Origin of the sequence: Streptomyces sp. NPDC060184, from assembly GCF_042728795.1 — a bacterium.
Classification (GTDB): domain Bacteria; phylum Actinomycetota; class Actinomycetes; order Streptomycetales; family Streptomycetaceae; genus Streptomyces.
In genome coordinates this window covers 35,578-55,056 of the sequence record NZ_JBHWYX010000010.1, presented here as the reverse complement: position 1 = coordinate 55,056, position 19,479 = coordinate 35,578, and the positions used below count along the sequence as shown (strand labels likewise).

18 protein-coding genes and 1 pseudogene are annotated in these 19,479 nt (G+C 72.0%); 3 read left to right on the top strand and 16 right to left on the bottom strand.

Annotation, left to right across the window (positions count from 1 at the left end; translation table 11 throughout):
- Positions 1 to 77 precede the first annotated feature (77 nt).
- From ACFWEE_RS09145 to ACFWEE_RS09105, 9 genes and pseudogenes are all read right to left on the bottom strand, one after another.
- Positions 78 to 491, bottom strand: coding sequence for a DUF3151 domain-containing protein (locus ACFWEE_RS09145; RefSeq protein ID WP_386887784.1), 414 nt, complete (start codon positions 489 to 491; stop codon positions 78 to 80).
- Between the two features lie 128 nt (positions 492 to 619).
- The gene (locus ACFWEE_RS09140) at positions 620 to 2,272 is read right to left on the bottom strand and encodes an MFS transporter (protein WP_386887783.1); all 1,653 of its coding nucleotides are present in this window, start codon (positions 2,270 to 2,272) and stop codon (positions 620 to 622) included.
- Positions 2,273 to 2,340: 68 nt separating this feature from the next.
- A complete protein-coding gene (locus ACFWEE_RS09135; RefSeq protein ID WP_386887781.1) occupies positions 2,341 to 3,501 on the bottom strand; it encodes a MalY/PatB family protein in 1,161 nt (386 codons plus the stop codon).
- A gap of 181 nt (positions 3,502 to 3,682) precedes the next feature.
- Entirely contained in the window at positions 3,683 to 4,705 is a 1,023-nt protein-coding gene (fbaA, locus tag ACFWEE_RS09130; protein ID WP_327177002.1) for a class II fructose-bisphosphate aldolase, read from the bottom strand.
- A 205-nt stretch (positions 4,706 to 4,910) separates the two neighbouring features.
- Positions 4,911 to 5,450, bottom strand: a complete 540-nt coding sequence (gene pyrE, locus ACFWEE_RS09125; protein WP_386887779.1) for an orotate phosphoribosyltransferase — start codon at positions 5,448 to 5,450, stop codon at positions 4,911 to 4,913.
- Positions 5,451 to 5,482: 32 nt separating this feature from the next.
- Entirely contained in the window at positions 5,483 to 6,274 is a 792-nt protein-coding gene (locus tag ACFWEE_RS09120; RefSeq protein WP_386887777.1) for an aldose 1-epimerase, read from the bottom strand.
- Positions 6,275 to 6,295: 21 nt separating this feature from the next.
- Positions 6,296 to 7,309: an SRPBCC domain-containing protein gene (locus ACFWEE_RS09115; protein WP_386887775.1), complete on the bottom strand. Its 1,014-nt coding sequence runs from the start codon at positions 7,307 to 7,309 to the stop codon at positions 6,296 to 6,298.
- Positions 7,310 to 7,343: 34 nt separating this feature from the next.
- Complete coding sequence (locus ACFWEE_RS09110; RefSeq protein WP_386887774.1) at positions 7,344 to 8,945, bottom strand: polyamine aminopropyltransferase; 1,602 nt, start codon at positions 8,943 to 8,945, stop codon at positions 7,344 to 7,346.
- Positions 8,946 to 9,263: 318 nt separating this feature from the next.
- Positions 9,264 to 9,776: pseudogene (locus tag ACFWEE_RS09105) on the bottom strand (DUF2617 family protein); the annotation flags it as partial.
- Between the two features lie 878 nt (positions 9,777 to 10,654).
- On the opposite strand from ACFWEE_RS09105, the gene ACFWEE_RS09100 reads away from it, so the two are divergent.
- Complete coding sequence (locus tag ACFWEE_RS09100) at positions 10,655 to 11,821, top strand: pyridoxal phosphate-dependent aminotransferase (RefSeq protein WP_386887772.1); 1,167 nt, start codon at positions 10,655 to 10,657, stop codon at positions 11,819 to 11,821.
- 78 nt (positions 11,822 to 11,899) lie between these two features.
- Here the strand turns inward: ACFWEE_RS09100 and ACFWEE_RS09095 are convergent, their stop codons facing one another.
- The 4 genes from ACFWEE_RS09095 to clpB form a co-directional block, all read right to left on the bottom strand.
- The gene (locus ACFWEE_RS09095; RefSeq protein ID WP_386887770.1) at positions 11,900 to 12,250 is read right to left on the bottom strand and encodes a hypothetical protein; all 351 of its coding nucleotides are present in this window, start codon (positions 12,248 to 12,250) and stop codon (positions 11,900 to 11,902) included.
- A complete protein-coding gene (locus ACFWEE_RS09090) occupies positions 12,247 to 12,732 on the bottom strand; it encodes a prevent-host-death family protein (protein WP_386887768.1) in 486 nt (161 codons plus the stop codon). Before ACFWEE_RS09090 ends, ACFWEE_RS09095 begins: the two co-directional genes overlap by 4 nt.
- 250 nt (positions 12,733 to 12,982) lie before the next feature.
- Positions 12,983 to 13,531, bottom strand: a complete 549-nt coding sequence (locus ACFWEE_RS09085; protein ID WP_386887767.1) for a YbjN domain-containing protein — start codon at positions 13,529 to 13,531, stop codon at positions 12,983 to 12,985.
- Positions 13,532 to 13,750: 219 nt separating this feature from the next.
- A complete protein-coding gene (gene clpB / locus ACFWEE_RS09080; RefSeq protein ID WP_386887765.1) occupies positions 13,751 to 16,378 on the bottom strand; it encodes an ATP-dependent chaperone ClpB in 2,628 nt (875 codons plus the stop codon).
- A 183-nt stretch (positions 16,379 to 16,561) separates the two neighbouring features.
- Here clpB and ACFWEE_RS09075 point away from each other — a divergent pair, with 183 nt between their 5' ends.
- Positions 16,562 to 16,966: a pyridoxamine 5'-phosphate oxidase family protein gene (locus ACFWEE_RS09075; RefSeq protein ID WP_386887763.1), complete on the top strand. Its 405-nt coding sequence runs from the start codon at positions 16,562 to 16,564 to the stop codon at positions 16,964 to 16,966.
- Between the two features lie 147 nt (positions 16,967 to 17,113).
- Here the strand turns inward: ACFWEE_RS09075 and ACFWEE_RS09070 are convergent, their stop codons facing one another.
- Positions 17,114 to 17,434 (bottom strand): (2Fe-2S)-binding protein, encoded by a 321-nt coding sequence (locus tag ACFWEE_RS09070; RefSeq protein WP_275492963.1) that lies wholly within the window; start codon positions 17,432 to 17,434, stop codon positions 17,114 to 17,116.
- Positions 17,431 to 17,760: a hypothetical protein gene (locus ACFWEE_RS09065; RefSeq protein ID WP_386887761.1), complete on the bottom strand. Its 330-nt coding sequence runs from the start codon at positions 17,758 to 17,760 to the stop codon at positions 17,431 to 17,433. Before ACFWEE_RS09065 ends, ACFWEE_RS09070 begins: the two co-directional genes overlap by 4 nt.
- A 140-nt stretch (positions 17,761 to 17,900) precedes the next feature.
- Here ACFWEE_RS09065 and ACFWEE_RS09060 point away from each other — a divergent pair, with 140 nt between their 5' ends.
- On the top strand, positions 17,901 to 18,884 hold the full coding sequence (locus ACFWEE_RS09060) for a helix-turn-helix transcriptional regulator (protein ID WP_386887760.1): 984 nt from the start codon (positions 17,901 to 17,903) through the stop codon (positions 18,882 to 18,884).
- Between the two features lie 147 nt (positions 18,885 to 19,031).
- Here the strand turns inward: ACFWEE_RS09060 and ACFWEE_RS09055 are convergent, their stop codons facing one another.
- Positions 19,032 to 19,478 carry a heat shock protein transcriptional repressor HspR gene (locus ACFWEE_RS09055; RefSeq protein WP_386887758.1) on the bottom strand — a complete coding sequence of 149 codons (447 nt, stop codon included), beginning with the start codon at positions 19,476 to 19,478 and terminating at the stop codon, positions 19,032 to 19,034.
- Between the last annotated feature and the right edge of the window lies 1 nt (position 19,479).

Genomic DNA, 19,479 nt, shown 5'->3' with positions numbered 1-19,479 from the left:
GGCACGACGTACGCCTCACGGCCGTCGGCGGCTGCCGGTGGGATCAGCTCGGCGTCCGGTTCGGGCCGGGGCCTGGATCAGCTCAGGATGTCGGCCGCGGTCGGCGAGGAGTCGCGGAGGAAGGTCGAGCAGCGCTCGTACTCCTCCTGCTCGCCGATGGCCCCGGCGGCACGCGCGAGGGCGTGCAGGGCGCGGAGGAAGCCGCGGTTCGGCTCGTGCTCGAACGGCACGGGCCCGTGGCCCTTCCAGCCGGCCCGGCGCAGGGCGTCGAGCCCGCGGTGGTAGCCGGTGCGGGCGTAGGCGTACGACTCGATGACCCGGCCGCCCTCGAAGGCGTCGTCGGCCAGCTGCGCCCAGGCGAGCGAGGAGGTGGGGTACTTCGCCGCGACCTCGGCGGGCGGGGTGCCGCCGGCGAGCAGCCCGCGCGGCTCCGGGTCGTCGGGCAGGTGGGTCGGGGCGGGGCCCCCGAGCAGGTTCTCGTGGATGGACATGGGTCCCAGTGTGCCTGGCACCCCGGCGTTCCGGGACACCGCCCGGCCCACCACCGGGCCCGTCGCCAGAACCCCCCTCAGGACGCCCCGGCCCCGCCCGGGTCACGCTCCGGGCCCGGGGCGTGCGGTCACTCCCCGGGGCGCCGCCGGGCGGGCTCCAGGGGCGGCGAGACGACCCCGCAGTGCACGGTGCACTCGGGACGGCAGGGCGCCCCCGCCGGATGGGCCCCGCCGCCCTCCGCACCGCCGCCCTCGGCGGGCTCGCGGTCGGCCTCCGACGACGGGGCCGGGCCCGGGGCGGGCGTCCGCACCGTGCAGAAGGCGAGCACCGCGCCCGCCACCAGGAGCCCCGCGCACATCGGCATCGCCCGCCGGAAGGTCGCGGCGAACTCGCCCGCGTCCCGGTACGCCTCCGGGCCCATGCCCGCCAGCAGCGGCAGCGCGGCGACCGCGATCAGCCCGGCGGCACGGGCGGCGGCGTTGTTGATGCCGCTGGCCAGCCCCGCCTGCCCGGTGTCCACCGCGGCCAGCACGGTCGCGGTGAGCGGCGCGACGAGGGTGACGAGGCCCAGGCCCAGCACCACCACGGCGGGCAGCACCTCACTCAGGTAACCGGTGAGCGAGGCGCTGCCGGGCCCGACCCGCAGCATCAGGAGCATGCCCCCGGCGGCCAGCAGCGGGCCCGCGGTGAGCGGGATGCGGGGGCCGATGCGGTGGCCCAGTTCGCCGGAGGCGGCCGAGAAGAAGAGCATCAGCACGGTCGTCGGGAGCAGCGCGGTGCCCGCGCCGAGCGCCGAGTACCCGGCGACGACCTGGAGCTGGATCGCGGAGAGGAAGAAGAAGCCGCCCAGCGCCGCGTACACGCAGAACGTCACCAGGTTGACGGCGGTGAACAGCCGCGAGCGGAAGATCGCCGGAGGCACCATGGGGTCGGGCCGCCGCCGCTCCACCCGCACGAACGCCGCCCCGGCCACCACCCCGCTCACCGCCGCCCCGATCACCGCGGGCGAGGCGCCGCTCCCCGGCGCCTCGATCAGCGCGTACGTCACCAGGGCCAGCGCCACCGCGCCGAGCACCGCCCCGAGGACGTCGAAGCGCCCGTGGGCGCGCGGGTCCCGGGACTCCGGCACATGGCGCAGCGCGACCGGTACGCAGAGCGCGGCGACCGGGAGGTTGAGCAGGAAGACCCACCGCCAGCCGGGCCCGTCGACGAGCCAGCCGCCCACGAACGGCCCGATGGCGGCGCCGACCCCGCCGAAGCCGGACCAGAGCCCGACCGCCCGGGCCCGGTCGTCCGGGTGGAAGCTCGCCTGGATGAGCGCCAGCGACCCTGGGGTGAGCAGCGCCCCGCCGATGCCCTGGAACGCGCGCGCCGCGACGAGCACGGCGGCGTTCGGTGCGACGGCGCAGACCAGCGAGGCGAGGGCGAACCAGACCACGCCGACGACGAAGACCCGCCGCCGCCCGTACCGGTCGCCGAGCGCCCCGCCGAGCAGGATCAGCCCGGCGAGGGTCAGCATGTAGGCGTTGACGGTCCATTGGAGCGCCGCGAGGTCGGTGCCGAGGTCCTCGCCGATCCGGGGCAGCGCCACGTTGATGACGGTGGAGTCCAGCATCGCCATGCCGGAGCCGAGGACGGTGGTCAGGACGATCCACCGCCCGGGCGCCGAGGCGGCCCGGATCTCCCCGGCGGCCTTCGGCGCACCGGCACCGGCCCCGCCGTCCGCCCGCGCGGGCGTGCGTTCCCCGGACGCCGGGGGTCCCTCGGGGGTTTCACCCATGGGGGCAGCATCGCCGCTGCCCGCCGGAGCGGCCAGTGGGCACCGGCCTCCCCGTGCCCCCGCGCGGGCTACCGGAGCGAGCGGATCGCCCGGACCAGCGCGTCGACGCCCGCCTCCGCCTTGGCGCGCGGGCAGCCGACGTTGAGCCGTACGAAGCCGTCGGAGCCGTAGACCCCGCCCGGCATGATGGCGACCTTCTCCCGCTCGATCAGCACCCGCTGGAGGGCGTCGTCGTCCAGGCCCAGCGGCCTCAGGTCGATCCAGGCGAGGTAACCGGCCTGTGGCGGGCGCCAGTCCAGCTCCGGGAAGGCGGCGCGCAGCCGCTCCTCGACCAGGGCGAGGTTCCCGGCGATGTAGGCGCGCAGTTCGTCGAGCCAGGGCCCGCACTCCCGGTACGCGGTGATGTGGGCGACCAGCGCGAGCACCGCCGGGGACTCCAGCCCCTCGGCCGTGGCCATCCGCCGCAGGTATTCCGCCCGGTCCGCCGGGTCTCCGATCAGCCCGTACGAGCCGCTCAGTCCGGGGAAGTTGAAGGACTTCGACCCGGAGGTGATGAGCGCCCAGCCCGCGGGGCCCCGGTCCGCCACCCGGGTCCACGGCACGTGGTGATGGCCCTCGTGCGCGAAGTCCGAGTGGATCTCGTCGCTGATCACCCGCACGTCGTGGCGCGCGGCGAGCTCCGCCATCCGCGTGAGCTCGGCCTTAGTCCACACCCGCCCGGTGGGGTTCTGGGGCGAGCAGAGCAGCAGCACCTTCGCGTCGGGGCGGGCGAGTTCCCTCTCCAGTGCCGCGTCGTCACCGACCGGCACCCCGCGCATCTCGCGCCCCAGACCGAGGATCGCCTTGCGGAAACCGTCGTACGTCGGGGTGTGGGTGACCACCGCGTCGCCGGCCCCGGTCCACATCCGCAGCAGCTGGGAGAGCTGGTTGAGCACCGAAGGGCCGTAGACGAGCTGCCCGGTGTCGACAGCGGTGTCGTAGCGGGTGGCGTACCAGTGGGCTATCGCCGAACGGAAGTCGTCCTGCTGCCAGTCGGTGTACCCGAACACCCCGTGGTCGATCCAGGCGCGGAGCGCGTCCAGCACCTCGGGCGCGGTCCGGAAGTCCATGTCGGAGATGGTGAACGGCAGCAGCCCGTCCACCCCGAACCGGTCGGCGACCCCGTCCCACTGCACGCTCCAGGTACCCCGGCGGTCGACGACGGTGTCGAAATCGTAGGACGGACTCACAGCGGTGCCTCACATGGTTCGGTCGTACACAGGTCGTGCACGGCCCGGGAGCGGCGTCCGGTGTCGCTCCGGGTGCCGTGCCCGCGGCCGTACATGCCACGGGCCCGACCTCACCGGGGATCACCCAGGAGTGTCGGGCCCGCGACGAACGCGGCACGGGACCTCGCGGCCCCGTACGCGCCTACTTCAGCTTCGTGCCCGTGGAGCGCAGGTTGGCGCAGGCCTCGGTGACACGCACGGCCATGCCCGCCTCGGCGGACTTGCCCCAGGTGCGGGGGTCGTACGTCTTCTTGTTGCCGACCTCGCCGTCGACCTTCAGCACGCCGTCGTAGTTGCGGAACATGTGGTCCGCGATCGGGCGGGTGAAGGCGTACTGGGTGTCGGTGTCGAGGTTCATCTTCACGACGCCGTTCTCCAGCGCGGTGGCGATCTCCTGGGCGGTGGAGCCGGAGCCGCCGTGGAAGACGAAGTCGAACGGGGAGGTCTTGCCGTACTTGGCGCCGACGCCCTCCTGGAGGTCCTTCAGGAGCTCGGGGCGGAGCACGACGTTGCCCGGCTTGTAGACGCCGTGGACGTTGCCGAAGGAGGCGGCCAGCAGGTAGCGGCCCTTCTCGCCCAGGCCGAGCGCCTCGGCGGTGCGCAGCGCGTCGTCGACGGTGGTGTACAGCTCGTCGTTGATCTCGTGCGTGACGCCGTCCTCCTCGCCACCGGTCGGGGTGATCTCGACCTCAAGGATGATCTTGGCGGCGGCGGCCTTGGCGAGCAGCTCCTGACCGATGGCCAGGTTGTCCGCCAGGGTCTCGGCCGAGCCATCCCACATGTGGGACTGGAACAGCGGGTTGAGGCCCTTGGCGACGCGCTCGGCGGAGATGTCGAGCAGCGGGCGGACGTAGCCGTCCAGCTTGTCCTTGGGGCAGTGGTCGGTGTGCAGCGCGACGGTGATGTCGTACTTGGCGGCGACGATGTGCGCGAACTCGGCGAGGGCCACGGCGCCCGTCACCATGTCCTTGTTGTACTGACCGCCCAGGAACTCCGCACCACCGGTGGAGATCTGGACGATGCCGTCGCTCTCGGCCTCGGCGAAACCGCGCAGAGCCGCGTGGAGCGTCTGGGTCGAGGTCACGTTGATGGCCGGGTAGGCGAACTTGCCTGCCTTCGCCCGGTCGAGCATCTCGGCGTAGACCTCGGGGGTTGCGATGGGCATCTGTCCGCTCCTTGGGATGTGCGGGTGTGCAGTGCTGGTCCCTGACCTGGGGGCGACGTCATCGTCGTGCCCATCTTCCCAGACTCCTGCGGGGACTCCACCCGGAGGACCCCCGTAGAAACGGCTCCGGGGCGCACCGTTTCACGTGAAACAGTGCGCCCCGGAGAAAACCGCAGGTCAGAGGGGAAGCCCCCCTCTGGTTGGCTCAGGCCAGGTCGAGATCGGCGACCGAGTAGACGTGCAGGTACGGCAGTCCGGCCTCGGCGATGGCCGGGGCGGCGCCCCGCTCCACGATCGTGGCGACGGCGACGACCTCGCCACCGGCCTCGCGGACGGCCTCGACGGCGGTCAGCGGCGATCCGCCGGTGGTCGAGGTGTCCTCGACCACCAGGCAGCGGCGGCCCTTGACGTCGGTGCCCTCGATGCGGCGCTGCATCCCGTGCGCCTTCTGCGCCTTGCGGACGACGAACGCGTCCAGCGACTTACCGCGCGCGGCGGAGGCGTGCAGCATCGAGGTGGCGACCGGGTCGGCCCCCAGGGTCAGACCGCCGACGCAGTCGTAGTCCAGCTCGGCGGTGGCGTCGAGCATGACCTGGCCGACCAGCGGCGCGGCCTTGCCGTCCAGCGTGACCCGGCGCAGGTCGATGTACCAGTCGGCTTCCAGACCCGAGGAGAGGGTCACCTTGCCGTGCACCACGGCCTTGTCCTTGATCTGCTGGAGCAGGTCAGCGCGTACGTCAGTCATACCGTCGAGAGTACGTGGCGGGGCAGGCTTCCTCAGAGCCGAGCCCAGCTCCAGGTGGTCTCCATCTCCAGCGGCTCGATCGGCGTGACCAGGCGCGGAGTGGAATTGAGCCCGTTGGGCGGGCCGGACTGCGGTTCCACGCAGAGCGCCTCGTCCTGCTCGTCGTAGATCACGACCCACTCGTCGCGGCTGGTGACGGTCAGCTCCAGCTGCTCCGGCCAGGTGACCGTGGCCTTCACCCCGTCCGGCATCCCGAAGCAGTCGTCCCAGGGCCCGGGGAGCGGGTCGATCCGGCGGCCGGTCGGCATGTGGTCCTCGCCGCGCTCCTCCTGCCAGGCGGCGTCGAAGGAGAGCCGGGCGTCCTGTCCGCCGATGTTGCGCAGGAACCAGGGGTGCCAGCCGGCCTGCGCCGGGAAGGAGTCGCCGTACGTCTCCACGGCCATGCGGATCGTCAGGGCGTCCTCGGAGAGTTCGAAGGTCTGCGTCACCCGCCCCTCGTACGGCCAGGGTTCGGCGAGGTCGTACGTGAAGGCGGCCTCGCCCTCCACCTCGCGCGCGGTGGTCCAGGAGGTGTCGCGACCGGTGCCGTGGATGGCGTGCGGCGGCGAATTGAGCGGCAGGGTGTGCACCGTGTCGCCGTTGCGGAACTTGCCGTACGCGGTTCTCCCGACCCACGGCACCATGGGGAAGCAGCCGTACCGCTCACCCTGCCGCAGCAGTTCGGTGCCCCCGATCCGCAGGCTGGTGATACGGCACCCTCGGACGGGGTCGATGGTCAACTCGGCGTCGCCGGCGGTCAGCCGGACGCTCTTCTCGCTACTCACGCGACGACCCTACTGGCGCACTCACCTACGGCGCCGCAGCGCCCGCCCCACGACCACGGCGGAGGCGAGCGCGAGGGCCGCCGCCGGGGCCACCCACCGCAGGGTGGAGGAGGCGGTGGTGGTCTCCGGCGAGGGCACGGGGGCGTACCGGCCGCGCGGCGGCGCGTGGTCCACCTCCTCGGCGCTCCGCCCGATCATGGTGCGCCGGGCGTGCGCGGCCTCGGCGGGCGGCTCGTCCGGGACGGCGAACTCGATGCCGGCGCCCGCGTCGAGCGAGGAGGGCGGTACCGGGGCGTCGAAGAGGGATCCGGTGCCCGCACCGGCCGGGGAGTCCGTGTCGCCGCCGTCGGGGCGCGTCTCCGCGTCCGCCCGCGCCTCCATGCCGGTGCTGCTGTCGGCGTCCCCGTACGGAGCGGCGCCGGAGGGCTGCTCGGCGGAAGGCGTACCGGCCGGGGGCTGCTCGACGGAGGACGTACCGGCGGAGGGCGTACCGGCCGTTCCCGGCACCTCGCCCGCCTCACCGGCCCCTGACGCCCCGGGCGTCTCGTGCGTCCCCGGCGTCCCGGGCGTCCCGTGGGCGGCGAGGCTCTCCGTGACGAGCTGCTGGGTGAAGCGGTCGAGCAGACGACGGGCGGCGACGCGGACGGCTTCGGCATCGAGTTCGGCGAGCCGACCGTCACCGGTGGCCGTGCCGGAGTAGCGGAGGGTCGTACCGGACGCGCCCTCGGCCGCTCCCTCGCTCCCGGAGTCCTCGACGAGGGTGATCGTCAGGGCCAGCTTCACCGCCCCGGCACCCCGGGCGGCGGTGCCCTCCCCGGTGAGGGTGACGGTGTCCTCGCCCGTCGCGGCGAGCTCCAGGGCACCCCGGTAGGTGATCGTGTGGCCGTCCACCCGGAACCTCAGCCGGCCGGAAAGTGCCTCGGACGCGGCGGCGTCCTGCTGGAGGGACGGGACGCAGCGCGCCACCCGGGCGGGATCGCCGAGCGCGCTCCGCAGGGACGCGAGCGGAACCGGAACGAACACCTCATGCTCCATGCGTCCGAGCCTACTCAACTCTCCGCCCCTCGCGTCAGGTCTCCGAGGCGTACCGCGGATGCAGCAGCGTCGACGGTGGCTGTCCGGGCAGCCGCATCGCCTCCGCGGCCCGGCCGGCCGCCGCCAGGCCCTCCGCGCCGAGGGACCGCAGGGCGGGGGTTCCCCGGTCGAGCCCGAGCACCGGCGGCGTACCGCCGGGGGCGGCCAGCACGAAGCCCCAGTCCTCCTCCGCACCCGTGTCGCCCGCCACCCGGTCCGGACTCGCGCCGAACCCGGTACGCCGCCCGAGGACCCGGTACGGCCGGGTGGCCATGCCCGCCGCGTGCACGGTGGCGTCGACCGTCCAGTAGGTGCGCGGGCGCTTTCCCGGCGGCCCCGCGTGCACCACGAACCGGCCGCCCGGGGCGACCGCCCGCCTGACCAGGCCGTAGAACTCGGCGGAGTATAGCTTGGTGCTCGCCGTGATCCCGGGGTCGGGCAGATCGGATATGACCACGTCGTAGCGGTCGTGCGCGGTCCGCAGCCAGGTGAACGCGTCCGCGTTGACGGCCGTCAGCCGCGGGTCCGCGTAGGCGCGGCCGTTGAGCGCGGAGAGCGCGGGGTCGGTACGGGCCAGCCGGGTGACCCCCGGGTCCAGCTCGACCACCGTCACCCGGGTCACGTCGGGGTAGCGCAACACCTCGCGGGCGGCCAGCCCGTCGCCGCCGCCGAGCACCAGCACCCGGGCGTGCGGTCCCCGCATCGCGGGGTGCACGAGGGCTTCGTGGTACCGGGACTCGTCGCGGGCGCTGACCCGCAGCCGGCCGTCGAGGTAGAGGTCCAGGGTGTCGCGCCCGGAGCCGGTGAGGACGATCTCCTGCACCCCCGTCTGCACCGCGACCCGCACCTCGCCCCCGTACACCGCCCGGCGTGCGGCCCGCTCGAAGTCGTCCACCAGCACGGTGGCGGTGGCCAGCAGCGCCATCGCGCAGATCCCGGCGAGGACGAGGAGCCAACGGGACCGGGCGGTGAGGTCGCGGCGGAAGAGCCAGAGGATCAGGGCCCCGCCCGCCGCCGCGTTGACCGCCCCGGTGAACAGCGCGCCGGTCAGCTGTCCCAGCATCGGCAGCAGCAGGAAGGGGAAGGCCAGCCCGCCGACCAGGGCGCCCACGTAGTCCGCCGCGAAGAGGTCCGCGACGGTCCCGCCCGCGTCCTGCCGGTCGACCCGCTGGATCAGCGTCATCAGCAGCGGGATCTCCGCCCCGATCAGGACGCCGATCGCCACCGAGAACCCGACCAGTGCGACGCGCGACTCCCCGAGCCAGGCGAAGGAGGCGTACAGCACGAGGGCGGAGAACCCGCCGACCAGCGCGAGCGCCACCTCGATCAGGGCGAAGCCGACGGCGGCGTGGCAGCGTAAACGTTTCGCGAGCAGTGAGCCGATGCCCATCGCGAAGACCATCACGGAGAGCACCACCGAGGCCTGCGTCACGGAGTCGCCGATCAAGTACGAGGCCATGGCGACCAGTTCGAGCTCGTACACCAGGCCACAGGCGGCACAGACGAACACGGAGGCCAGCACGAGGAAGCGGCCGGTCCGCGGGTGTACGGGAAGGGGCGCCGCACCCCCGAGAAGGGGCACCTGCTGGTCGATCATGCCCGGAACGCTACGTCACGAATCCTTCGCACCTTGTCACCCGCAAGGGTGCACATGAGGCGCCGCAGCGAGCGCCCGGCGTGCGCCAACCGCCCACCGGCGCACGCCAACACCCCGCACGCCGCGCGCTTTTCGGTCACCTCAGAGCACCAGGGCGGGCGCACCGGCCCCGGCAGAAACGGCGGCCACCCCGGAAACAGCCGAAGCGACCGGAAAGGCTGTAGCCAGCACGGGAGTTGAGCGCTCCACGAACGCCGGAACGCCCGCCGTCCCCACCCCCGGCGCCACGCCCGACCTGGGCGTCGCCGCACCGCTCGGCGGCACCGGAATCCGCACCCCGAACCGGGTCCGCGTGGCCACCAACTGCCCTTCCTGCGGGTACGCGTGCCACGTACGCCACCGCACCTGCCCCTCCGAGCGCTGCGCCAGCATCGCGGTGAAGGCGTACGGGCTGCCCGGAAAGGTGCCCGCCAGCCCGTGCGGGTGCTCGGCCACCAGGGCGAGCAACTCCTGTGCCCGCGCGGCGAACTGCCCCTCGTTGAGGGTCTCCACGCGCGCGGCGAACTCGTACTCCCGGTCGCCGAGCTGCTCGGCCACCCCCAGAGGAAGCGGGGTGCGCGTGCCCGGGAGGCAGGCCACGGTCTCCGAACAGGTACGGCCGCCCTCCTCCAACAGGACCTGATGAGAGGCGCCGAGCAGCCTCAACTGCATGGTGGCGCCGCCGAGCTGGAGATCCAGCACGGCGAGGGCGGGCAGCGGCTCCTTGCCGAGCGCCCACGCCAGGTCGGCAGCGCGGGTGTCGGAATAGGCCGTCTGGAGGGACGTGAGCATGGGTCGGCTCCGCAAACGCAGGGACACATGAGCAGGGGACGCCACCGGAGGAGACATGGGGGAGGTGGGAGGCGCCAGATCCGGCCCAACTGGGGTCCGTGGGCTGAAATGTTCTGTCAAACGAGGGAATCACGAACTACGCCGCACTCACCGCGTTTTTGACCAACTTGGCGTGGTTTCCATCCCCTGGGGGGCCCTACAGCTCAACTGTTCAACCAGGAAGCCCCCGTGTACTCCCCGGCCACCGCGGATTCCACAACACGACGGGACCCGGCCGGAGTTGATCACCTCCGGCCGGGCCTCTGGACTCCTCTCCGCGAGCGCCCACCGGGCGCACCGGACCGCGTCAGCTGCCGCCGCCGCAGCCGCCTCCCCCGCCGCACGAGGATCCCCCGCCGCACGAGGATCCTCCGCCGCACGCGTGCCCGCCCCCGCAGGAGTGCCCGCCGGAGTGCCCGCCCGAGTGGCTGGAACCGCTGTCCCCCGACGAGCCGCCGTCACCCGCCCACCAGCTGTCCCCGGACGACCGCCCGCGCCCCGACGAACGGCGCGCCTTCGTCGTCCTCACCGTGTACCCGCGCGGTCCGCTCCGGGACGCGGACCCGCGGGACACCGGCCGGTTCCTCGCCGACCACCTCGCGGCCGTCACCACGACCCCCGCCACCGCGAGCGCGATCAGCCCCAACAGGACGTACGTCACGCCCTCACATCCTTTCCGTCCCCCGTGGCGGCCCCCGCCGCCTCCGAAAACCAATCCGGATGCCCCCGGGATGCCCCGCCCCCATCCGTGTCAAAGCGGACTTGAGCAACTCCAGAGCTTGCCGACAGGATGACCACGGGTCCCGGAGACGCCGGCCCGCATCGAGGACGGTGGAGAGATGAGCCGCAGGCCGCTGCTGAACCGCAGGCTGGACGGGCACGGGACGACGATCTTCGCGGAGATGTCGACCCTGGCGCTCACGACCGGAGCCATCAACCTGGGGCAGGGCTTCCCCGACACCGACGGCCCCGAGGAGGTCCGCGAGGCCGCGGTCCGCGCCCTGCGCGACGGCAGGGGCAACCAGTACCCGCCGGGCCCGGGCATCCCCGAGCTGCGTACCGCCGTCGCCGCCCACCAGGACCGCTTCTACGGCCTCACCTTCGACCCCGGCACCGAGGTCCTGGTCACCGCGGGCGCCACCGAGGCCATCGCCGCGACCATGCTGGCCCTCCTGGAGCCGGGCGACGAGGTCGTCGCCTTCGAGCCCTTCTACGACTCGTACGCGGCGTGCATCGCCATGGCCGGCGGCGTCCGCGTCCCCCTCACCCTGCGCGCCCCGGACTTCCGCCCCGATCTGGACGCACTCCGGGACTCCATCACCCGGCGCACCCGGCTGCTCCTCCTGAACAGCCCGCACAACCCGACCGGCACGGTCCTCACCCGCGAGGAGCTGACCGCCATCGCCGCCCTCGCGGTGGAACACGACCTCCTGGTCGTCACCGACGAGGTCTACGAGCACCTGGCCTTCGACGAGGACCACGTGCCACTCATCTCCCTGCCCGGGATGCGCGACCGGACGGTCTCCATCTCCTCGGCCGGCAAGACGTTCTCGTTCACCGGCTGGAAGATCGGCTGGGTCACCGGTTCCGCCGCCCTGGTCACCGCCGTCCGCACCGCGAAGCAGTACCTCACCTTCGTGAGCGGCGGCCCGCTCCAGTACGCCGTCGCCGAGGCACTGGCCCTCCCCGACGCGTTCTTCACCGCCCTCCGCGAGGACCTGCGCGCCAAGCGCGACCTCCTCGCGGCGGGCCTCACCGCCGCCGGCTTCGCCGTGTACCGGCCCCAGGGCACCTACTTCATCACCACCGACGTGGCCCCCCTCGGCGAGAAGGACGGCGTCGCCTTCTGCCGCGCCCTCCCCGGACGCGCCGGGGTCGTCGCCGTCCCCAACTCCGTCTTCTACGACGACCAGGAGGCAGGCCGCACCCAGGTCCGGTTCGCCTTCTGCAAGCGGAAGAGTGTGTTGGAAGAAGCGGTTACCCGCGTCAAGCGGTTGGCGGTCTGACGGAGCGCGTGGAAGGCGTTCCGCCAAGGGGCGGGGACGGGGCCTGTTGGCGGGCCCCGTCCCAACAACGGCTCAGTTTCACTCGGTGTCTTTCGGATGCCGTGGCGAGGCATGCACGAGGATCACAGTGGAAGTTTCCGCGCTGATCAGGTAGCGCACTCGACCGCCACTGGTGACCTCGTACTCCCACTGCTCGAGGTCTGAGCCCTTCCATACTTTGGTCGCGTGCCTGCCTCGTAGCTGATGCTGGCGGCTCCAGTTGGTCCGGGACACGGGATCGCTTCGGAGCGCGTCCAGGCAACGATGCGCGCTCGACAACGCCACACGGCACAGTTCCTCCCAGCCCGTCACCGCCTCCGTGGTCCCGAAGACGACGTTCCACCCGTTGAGGGGCGGAACGCTGACCCGGTCCCCCTTCTTCGGGCTCACCCACGCACCTCGACGTGGCCGAGGTCGTCACCATCGAGCGGACGGAGCGATTCCCTGAGCTGCTCGGGATCAGCATTGATACGAGCCGTGGCGCGCCAGGAGACGATCGCGCGATGCACGGCCTCTCCCGCCCCCAGCTCGGCGGCGTCCGACAAAGCTTCAAGAAGCTCGACGGTGAAGGCCCGAACCTCCTCCGCGTCCAGGTGCCGCGCCCAAGGAAACACCTCGGGCAATGCGAGAAGGAGTGCCCTGGCACCGTCGTCCTGCTTCATCAGTGCGAGGAAGAGCCGCGAAGCGGTGGTCAGGTTCTCCTCCGCACCCTCCGCACGCACAGCCGTAGTCAAGACCATGTCCGGCGCGTCTCGATGCGTGACCCGAAGCCGCCCCAAGGCAGCAGCCCTGGCCGCGACCCCCTTGGGATTGCGGGAGAGGTCGGTGAAGGTGACGGATTCCGTTTCTGCTTCCAGACGTGCGGTAGACATAATCAGAGCGTACTCAGATCACGATCTGATCGCAAGGGAGACTGTCCGACATCCGATGCGCTCACCTTGACCCCCTGCAAGCGGGAGGAGGTGCTCCGACAGGCCGTGGAGCGCCTCGCACGGCTCGCCGCATGAGGCCGTGAGGCCGTCTGGCCCCCGGAAACACCGACGGCCGGGGCGGCGGTCGTGGTGACCGCCGCCCCGGCCGGGCGTCCTGCGGGTGCGTCGTGCGGGAGCGGAGCGCGGTGGGTCAGTCCTCGGGCGTCTCGTCCGCGGACTCGGCCTTCTCCTCGGCCGGCGCGAGGCCGAGGCGCTCGACGAGCCACTTGTCGAACTCGATGGAGGCGCGGACCCAGCTCACCGTGGAGGAGACGAAGTGCTCCAGGCTGACGCCGGTGCCGATGAGCATCTGCGCCTCACCGATCAGGCGGACCGAACCGGCCTCGCCCTCCTCGCCCTCGTGGGAGTGCGTGTAGACCTTGGGCCACAGGGTGCGGCGGTTCCAGTCGTCGATGGCGTCCAGCAGGACGGCGCGCTGGTCGAGGGCGTGCGGGCGGTCGTAGAACGTCCGCACCGAGAAGACCTGCTGGTCCGCCTCGCCGCGGAACATGAAGTACGTGCGGAACTCTTCCCACGGCGCCGCGAGGTCGCCCTCGTCGTCGACGACGAACTTGAGCTCCATCTGCTCCAGGAGCTGCTTGACGAGGTCCTGGTCAGGGACGACGGGGCCCTCCGGTCCTGCCGCCTGCGGTTCGGGCTGGCCCCCGAAATTAGGAATCGAGGACGGATCGATGCTCACCGTTATTTCCCTTCGTGCGGTTGTACGCCATCCTCTCCCATCGCAGGCGGGGAATGGCAACCCCCCGCGGGCCCGATCCGCTCCCGGCGGACAGGATCGGTGGAGGGAGGACTGGCGGAAGGGACCGGCGGACAGGAACCGGCAGGGCCGTCCGGGTACGGGGACGGCGCGCCGCCGTCCCCGTAGCCTCGCCCCCGCAGGTTCCGGTCCCCGCGGACCTCAGCGCACCGCGCCCACGATGAGCCCGCCGTCCCCACCGGACGCGCTGCCGTCGCTGCCGTCCCCGAAGACGTCCACCCGTACGGTGTCGCCGTCCGCGATCTCGCCCGCGAGGATCTCCTTCGCGAGCTGGTCGCCGATCGCCGTCTGGATGAGGCGGCGCAGCGGCCGGGCGCCGTAGGCCGGGTCGTTGCCCTTCTCGGCGAGCCAGGCCAGCGCGGCCGGGGTGACGTCGAGGGTGAGCCGGCGGTCGGCGAGCCTGCGCGCGAGGCGGCCGATCTGGAGCCCCGCGATGTGGGCGAGCTCGTCGCCGGTGAGCGCGGAGAAGACGACCAGGTCGTCCAGCCGGTTGAGGAACTCCGGCTTGAACGAGGCCCGTACGACCTCCAGCACCCGGTCCTTCTTCGCCTCGGGCTTGAGCAGCGGGTCGACGAGGAACTGGCTGCCGAGGTTGGAGGTCAGGATCAGGATGGTGTTGCGGAAGTCCACCGTCCGGCCCTGGCCGTCCGTGAGCCGGCCGTCGTCCAGCACCTGGAGCAGGATGTCGAAGACCTCCGGGTGCGCCTTCTCCACCTCGTCCAGCAGCACGACGCTGTACGGGCGGCGGCGGACCGCCTCCGTGAGCTGGCCGCCCTCCTCGTAACCGACGTAGCCGGGCGGGGCGCCGACGAGCCGGGCGACGCTGTGCTTCTCGCTGTACTCGCTCATGTCGACGCGGACCATGGCCCGTTCGTCGTCGAAGAGGAAGTCCGCCAGCGCCTTCGCGAGCTCCGTCTTGCCGACGCCGGTGGGGCCGAGGAAGAGGAACGAGCCGGTCGGCCGGTCCGGGTCGGCGATTCCGGCCCGGGTGCGGCGTACCGCGTCCGACACCGCGCGGACGGCCTCGCTCTGGCCGACCAGCCGCTTGCCGAGCTCCTCCTCCATCCGCAGCAGTTTCTGCGTCTCGCCCTCCAGCAGCCGGCCGGCCGGGATGCCCGTCCAGGCGCCGACCACGTCGGCGATGTCGTCGGAGCCGACCTCGTCCTTGACCAGGGTCTCCTTGGGCGTCTCGGCCGCGACCTGTTCTTCCTCGGTGGCCGCCTCCAACTCGCGCTCCAGGCCGGGGATCTCGCCGTAGAGCAGCTTGGACGCGGTGTCGAAGTCGCCGTCGCGCTGGGCGCGTTCGGCCTGGCCGCGCAGGTCGTCGAGGCGTTCCTTCAGCTCACCGACCCGGTTGAGGCCCTGCTTCTCCTTCTCCCAGCGGGCGGTGAGGCCGCGCAGCTCCTCCTCCTTGTCGGCGAGGTCGCGGCGGAGCTTCTCCAGCCGCTGCCGGGAGGCGGGGTCGGTCTCGTTCTTCAGCGCCAGCTCCTCCATGTGGAGGCGGTCCACGGCGCGTTGCAGCTCGTCGATCTCGACGGGCGAGGAGTCGATCTCCATGCGCAGCCGGGAGGCGGCCTCGTCCACGAGGTCGATCGCCTTGTCCGGGAGGAAGCGGGAGGTGATGTAGCGGTCGGACAGGGTCGCGGCGGCCACCAGCGCCGCGTCCGCGATGGAGACCTTGTGGTGCGCCTCGTAGCGCCCCTTGAGTCCGCGCAGGATCGCGATGGTGTCCTCGACGCTGGGCTCGGCGACCAGCACCTGCTGGAAGCGGCGTTCCAGGGCGGGGTCCTTCTCGATCCGCTCGCGGTACTCGTCGAGCGTGGTCGCACCGACCATCCGCAGCTCGCCGCGGGCCAGCATGGGCTTGAGCATGTTGCCCGCGTCCATGGCGGAGTCGCCGCCGGCGCCCGCGCCGACCACGGTGTGCAGCTCGTCGATGAAGGTGATGATCCGGCCGTCGCTCTCCTTGATCTCGGAGAGGACGGTCTTCAGCCGCTCCTCGAACTCGCCGCGGTACTTCGCGCCCGCGACCATCGCCCCCAGGTCGAGGGAGACGAGCCGCTTGTCGCGCAGCGACTCGGGCACGTCGCCCTTGACGATGCGCTGGGCGAGCCCTTCGACCACGGCGGTCTTGCCGACGCCGGGTTCGCCGATGAGGACCGGGTTGTTCTTCGTACGGCGCGACAGCACCTGTACGACGCGGCGGATCTCCTGGTCCCGGCCGATGACCGGGTCGAGCTTGCCCTCACGGGCCGCGGCCGTGAAGTCCGTACCGAACTTCTCCAGGGCCTTGTACTGACCCTCCGGGTCGGGTGTGGTCACCCGTCGCCCTCCCCTGCTCTTCTCGAACGCGGCCAGCAGCTTCTTCGCACTGGCCCCCTGAGCCCCGAGGATCTCACCGGCCCGGCCGCCCTTCTCGGCGACCGCGATCAGCAGGTGCTCGGTGGAGACGTACTCGTCGCCGAGGTCCTTGGCGCGGCGCGCGGCGTCCTCGACGACGGCGAGCAGCTCGCGGTTGGGCTGCGGCGGTGCCACGGTGGAACCGGTGACGCTGGGCAGCGCGCCGAGCAGCCGCTCGGTCTCGGTGCGTACGGCGGCCTGGTCGGCCTCCACGGCGGCCAGCAGATCGATGATGTTCTCGTTGTCCTCGCCCGCGAGCAGCGCGAGCAGCAGGTGTGCGGGGGTGAGATCGGGGTGTCCGTCCTTCACGGCCCTGCCGGTGGCCGCGGTGAGGGCGTCCCTGCTCTTGTTCGTCAGCTCGGCGTCCACGTGCGCTGTCTCCTCCTCAACGATCGCGTCTTACCCAGGCTCTCCACCTGGCCCATGCTTCGACCAACGTGCACAAAGTTGAGTCTATTCCACTCAAGGCTGGGTTTCGAGCGGGCCTGGCCCGGCGAGGGCACGGGAAGTGCCCCCGGGGGACGGCCCCGCAGCACGCCTTACGCTTCGGCCATGGCCCTCGACGTGCGCGACCCCAGCCCCGAATACCTCGCCTTCTGGCGCGAGTACCACCTCTGCACCCTGACCACCCTGCGCCCGGACGGCACCCCGCACGTGGTGCCCGTCTGCGTGACGTACGACCCCGGGGCGGGGCTGGCCCGCATCATCACCGACGGCGCCAGCCGCAAGGTCGCCCACATCCGGGCGGCGGGGCCCGAGGGGGCGCGGGTCGCGGTCTGCCAGATGCACCGCGCGCGCTGGGCGACGCTGGAGGGTCGCGCGACGATCCGCACGGAGCGGGAGGCCGTCGAGGACGCCGAGCGCCGCCACACCGAGCGGTACGGACGCGAGCCGAGGGTCAACCCGACCCGCGTCGTCATCGAGATCGCCCTGGACCGGGCGCTGGGGCGGGCCTGACCGCCGCCGCCGGGGCGCTACCCGACGGGCGAGGCGTCCCCTGCGAAACGTCCCGGAGCAAGCACAACGGCGCCACCGTGTCAGGTCACGGTGGCGCCGCTGTGTGGGGGACAGCGCTTGAGCGATGCTGTACTTCGGGGGAATCGCTCAGGCGCTTCGGGGGGTGGCGGAAATGGTCTCGGGGTCGAACAGTTCATGGTCGCGCTGGTCCAGATTGACGAAGATCATGCCGTACCTGACCGCGCAACGGACGGGCTGTGGGGCGCCACGTGGCCTGCGCAGACAGCGGTAGGCGCGAATCTCTTCGCCCTCCTCCATCACGACGACGACGGGCTCTCCGAGCAGGGTGACCATCAACGAGTCGCCCGGGCCCGGCAGAGCGGTGAGCAGATCGACGAAGTGCCACCCCGAGCGATAGGCCGAGGCCATCTCGCGCCGGAAGATCCGGTCGTCCGGCGGGGTGGTCATGCGTCCGCGGAGGCCGGAAGCGCGTCCCAGCCGATGTCGCCCTGGACCTTGTTCGACGAGTCCCAGCCGATGTCGCCCTGATCCTTGCCCGGCACGGGCCAGCCGATGTCGGTCCGGGCGGCGGCCAGTGAGTCCCAGCCGATGTCGCCCTGGACCTTGTTCAGCGAATCCCAGCCGATGTCACCGGGTGTCGTCCGAGCCTGGTTGTCCCAGCCAATGTCCCCCGGGACAGCAGCCGCCTCACCGTCCCAGCCGATGTCGCCCGCGCCCACCAGCCCAAGACCCAAGGCTGCGACGAACGAGGCGGCAAGCACCGAGCGAAGCATTCGCTTATCCATAATCGGCTTCGTCCTCACTTGTGGATTCATCTCCCCCGCTCCTAAGACGATGTCTCACGCGACCCTGTGAACACCACAGAGTCGATGCATCATGTTCTTGCATGTTCAGGAACCTGGGGGGTGGAGAAATGATCACAAGAGACACAAAAACGACACATCCTCATGGGATCACCGAACTGTGTGAGGACGGAAAGCGTCTCTATTCGGGCGCGCTGCGCTCCGGACGCATCGCGCGCGACGAGGTCGGACCGGCGCCGTGCCTGATGGAGTTCGCCCTGCTGCACGCCGATCCCGACGACCCGGACTGGCTGCGGCCCGTACCGCCGTCCACCGCGCTCGCGCAGCACGTGAACCCCCTGGAGCGGGAGATACAGGAGCGCAGACGGCACTCGGTCCGACTCGCCCAGTCCTTCCAGCCCTTCATGGAGATCAGCGCCCAGGGGCCGCCGGCCACCCACGCCATCACCGTGCTGGAGGGCGTGAACCGTATCAACGGCGCCCTGGACATCGCCACCGCGGAGTGCCGCACCGAAGTCCTCACCATCCAGCCCGGCGGCGGACGGAACGAGGACCGTCTCGGCAGGGCGCTGGAGCGCGGCCTCTCCGTCGTGGACCGCGGCATCCGGATGCGGACGCTGTACCAGCACACCGTCCGCTACAGCCCCAGCACCCTGGCCTACGCCGAACGCATCGCCGACGTGAACGTGGAGATCAGGACGTCCGAGGAGCTCGTCGAACGCCTCATCGTCTTCGACCGCACCGTCGCCTTCATCCCGGCCCAGGACGACCGCCAAGTCGCCCTGGAACTCCGCCACCCGGGGCTGGTCGGCTATCTCGCGTCGGTCTTCGAGAAGTTCTGGACCCGCGCCACCCCGCTGCTGGAGGAGGTCCGGTACGAGCCGACGCCGGACGGCATCAGCGCCGTCCAGCGCTCCATCGCCCATCTCCTCGTCGAGGGGCACGTGGACGACTCGATCGCGCGCCGGCTGGGGATGAACGTACGCACCTGCCGCGCGCACATCGCCAAGCTCGCCGCCACCCTCGGCAGCAGCAGCCGCGCCCAACTCGGCTTCCTGATCGCCCAGTCGGGCATCCTCAACGAGGACGCCTGACCGCCTGCACAGGCACCGCACCGGCCCCGGCGCCCGGCACCGGCACCGAGGCACGCGCCACGCCCCACGCGCAGGAAGGGCCCGCCCCCGGCGATCACCGGAAGGCGGGCCCCACGCGCGGGACGGGCGGCACGCGCCCGTCCGGCGTCAGTCCTTGGGCCGCTTGGGCCGCCAGACGACCAGCGCACTGGTCTGCTGCACGTCCTGGTACGGCACGAGGTCGCGCCGGTACGAGGCGTGCACCTGGGCCTCGCGCTGCCGCATGGCGACCGCCGCCCCGTCCACCGCGGCGGACAGCTCGGCGACGCGCTGCTGGAGCGCGGCGACCTGGTTCTCCAGCTCGATGATGCGCTTGATGCCGGCCAGGTTGATGCCCTCGTCCTGGGACAACTGCTGGACGGTGCGCAGCAGTTCGATGTCACGGGCCGAGTAACGCCGCCCGCGCCCGGCCGTGCGGTCCGGGGAGACCAGGCCGAGGCGGTCGTACTGACGGAGCGTCTGCGGGTGCAGGCCCGAGAGCTGGGCCGCGATCGAGATCACGTACACCGGGGTCTCGTCGGTCAGTTCGTACGGATTACGTCGGCGGCCGTCCATC

What these genes read in the sequence shown, in the direction of transcription:
- ACFWEE_RS09115 (WP_386887775.1), bottom strand. Translation starts at nt 7,309, where the DNA reads ATGGAGCATGAGGTGTTCGTTCCGGTTCCGCTCGCGTCCCTGCGGAGC.
- ACFWEE_RS09065 (WP_386887761.1), bottom strand. Translation starts at nt 17,760, where the DNA reads ATGCTTCGCTCGGTGCTTGCCGCCTCGTTCGTCGCAGCCTTGGGTCTT.
- pyrE (WP_386887779.1), bottom strand. Translation starts at nt 5,450, where the DNA reads ATGACTGACGTACGCGCTGACCTGCTCCAGCAGATCAAGGACAAGGCC.
- ACFWEE_RS09060 (WP_386887760.1), top strand. Translation starts at nt 17,901, where the DNA reads ATGATCACAAGAGACACAAAAACGACACATCCTCATGGGATCACCGAA.
- ACFWEE_RS09075 (WP_386887763.1), top strand. Translation starts at nt 16,562, where the DNA reads ATGGCCCTCGACGTGCGCGACCCCAGCCCCGAATACCTCGCCTTCTGG.
- ACFWEE_RS09070 (WP_275492963.1), bottom strand. Translation starts at nt 17,434, where the DNA reads ATGACCACCCCGCCGGACGACCGGATCTTCCGGCGCGAGATGGCCTCG.
- ACFWEE_RS09090 (WP_386887768.1), bottom strand. Translation starts at nt 12,732, where the DNA reads ATGTCTACCGCACGTCTGGAAGCAGAAACGGAATCCGTCACCTTCACC.
- fbaA (WP_327177002.1), bottom strand. Translation starts at nt 4,705, where the DNA reads ATGCCCATCGCAACCCCCGAGGTCTACGCCGAGATGCTCGACCGGGCG.
- ACFWEE_RS09055 (WP_386887758.1), bottom strand. Translation starts at nt 19,478, where the DNA reads ATGGACGGCCGCCGACGTAATCCGTACGAACTGACCGACGAGACCCCG.
- ACFWEE_RS09100 (WP_386887772.1), top strand. Translation starts at nt 10,655, where the DNA reads ATGAGCCGCAGGCCGCTGCTGAACCGCAGGCTGGACGGGCACGGGACG.
- ACFWEE_RS09140 (WP_386887783.1), bottom strand. Translation starts at nt 2,272, where the DNA reads ATGGGTGAAACCCCCGAGGGACCCCCGGCGTCCGGGGAACGCACGCCC.
- ACFWEE_RS09145 (WP_386887784.1), bottom strand. Translation starts at nt 491, where the DNA reads ATGTCCATCCACGAGAACCTGCTCGGGGGCCCCGCCCCGACCCACCTG.
- ACFWEE_RS09110 (WP_386887774.1), bottom strand. Translation starts at nt 8,945, where the DNA reads ATGATCGACCAGCAGGTGCCCCTTCTCGGGGGTGCGGCGCCCCTTCCC.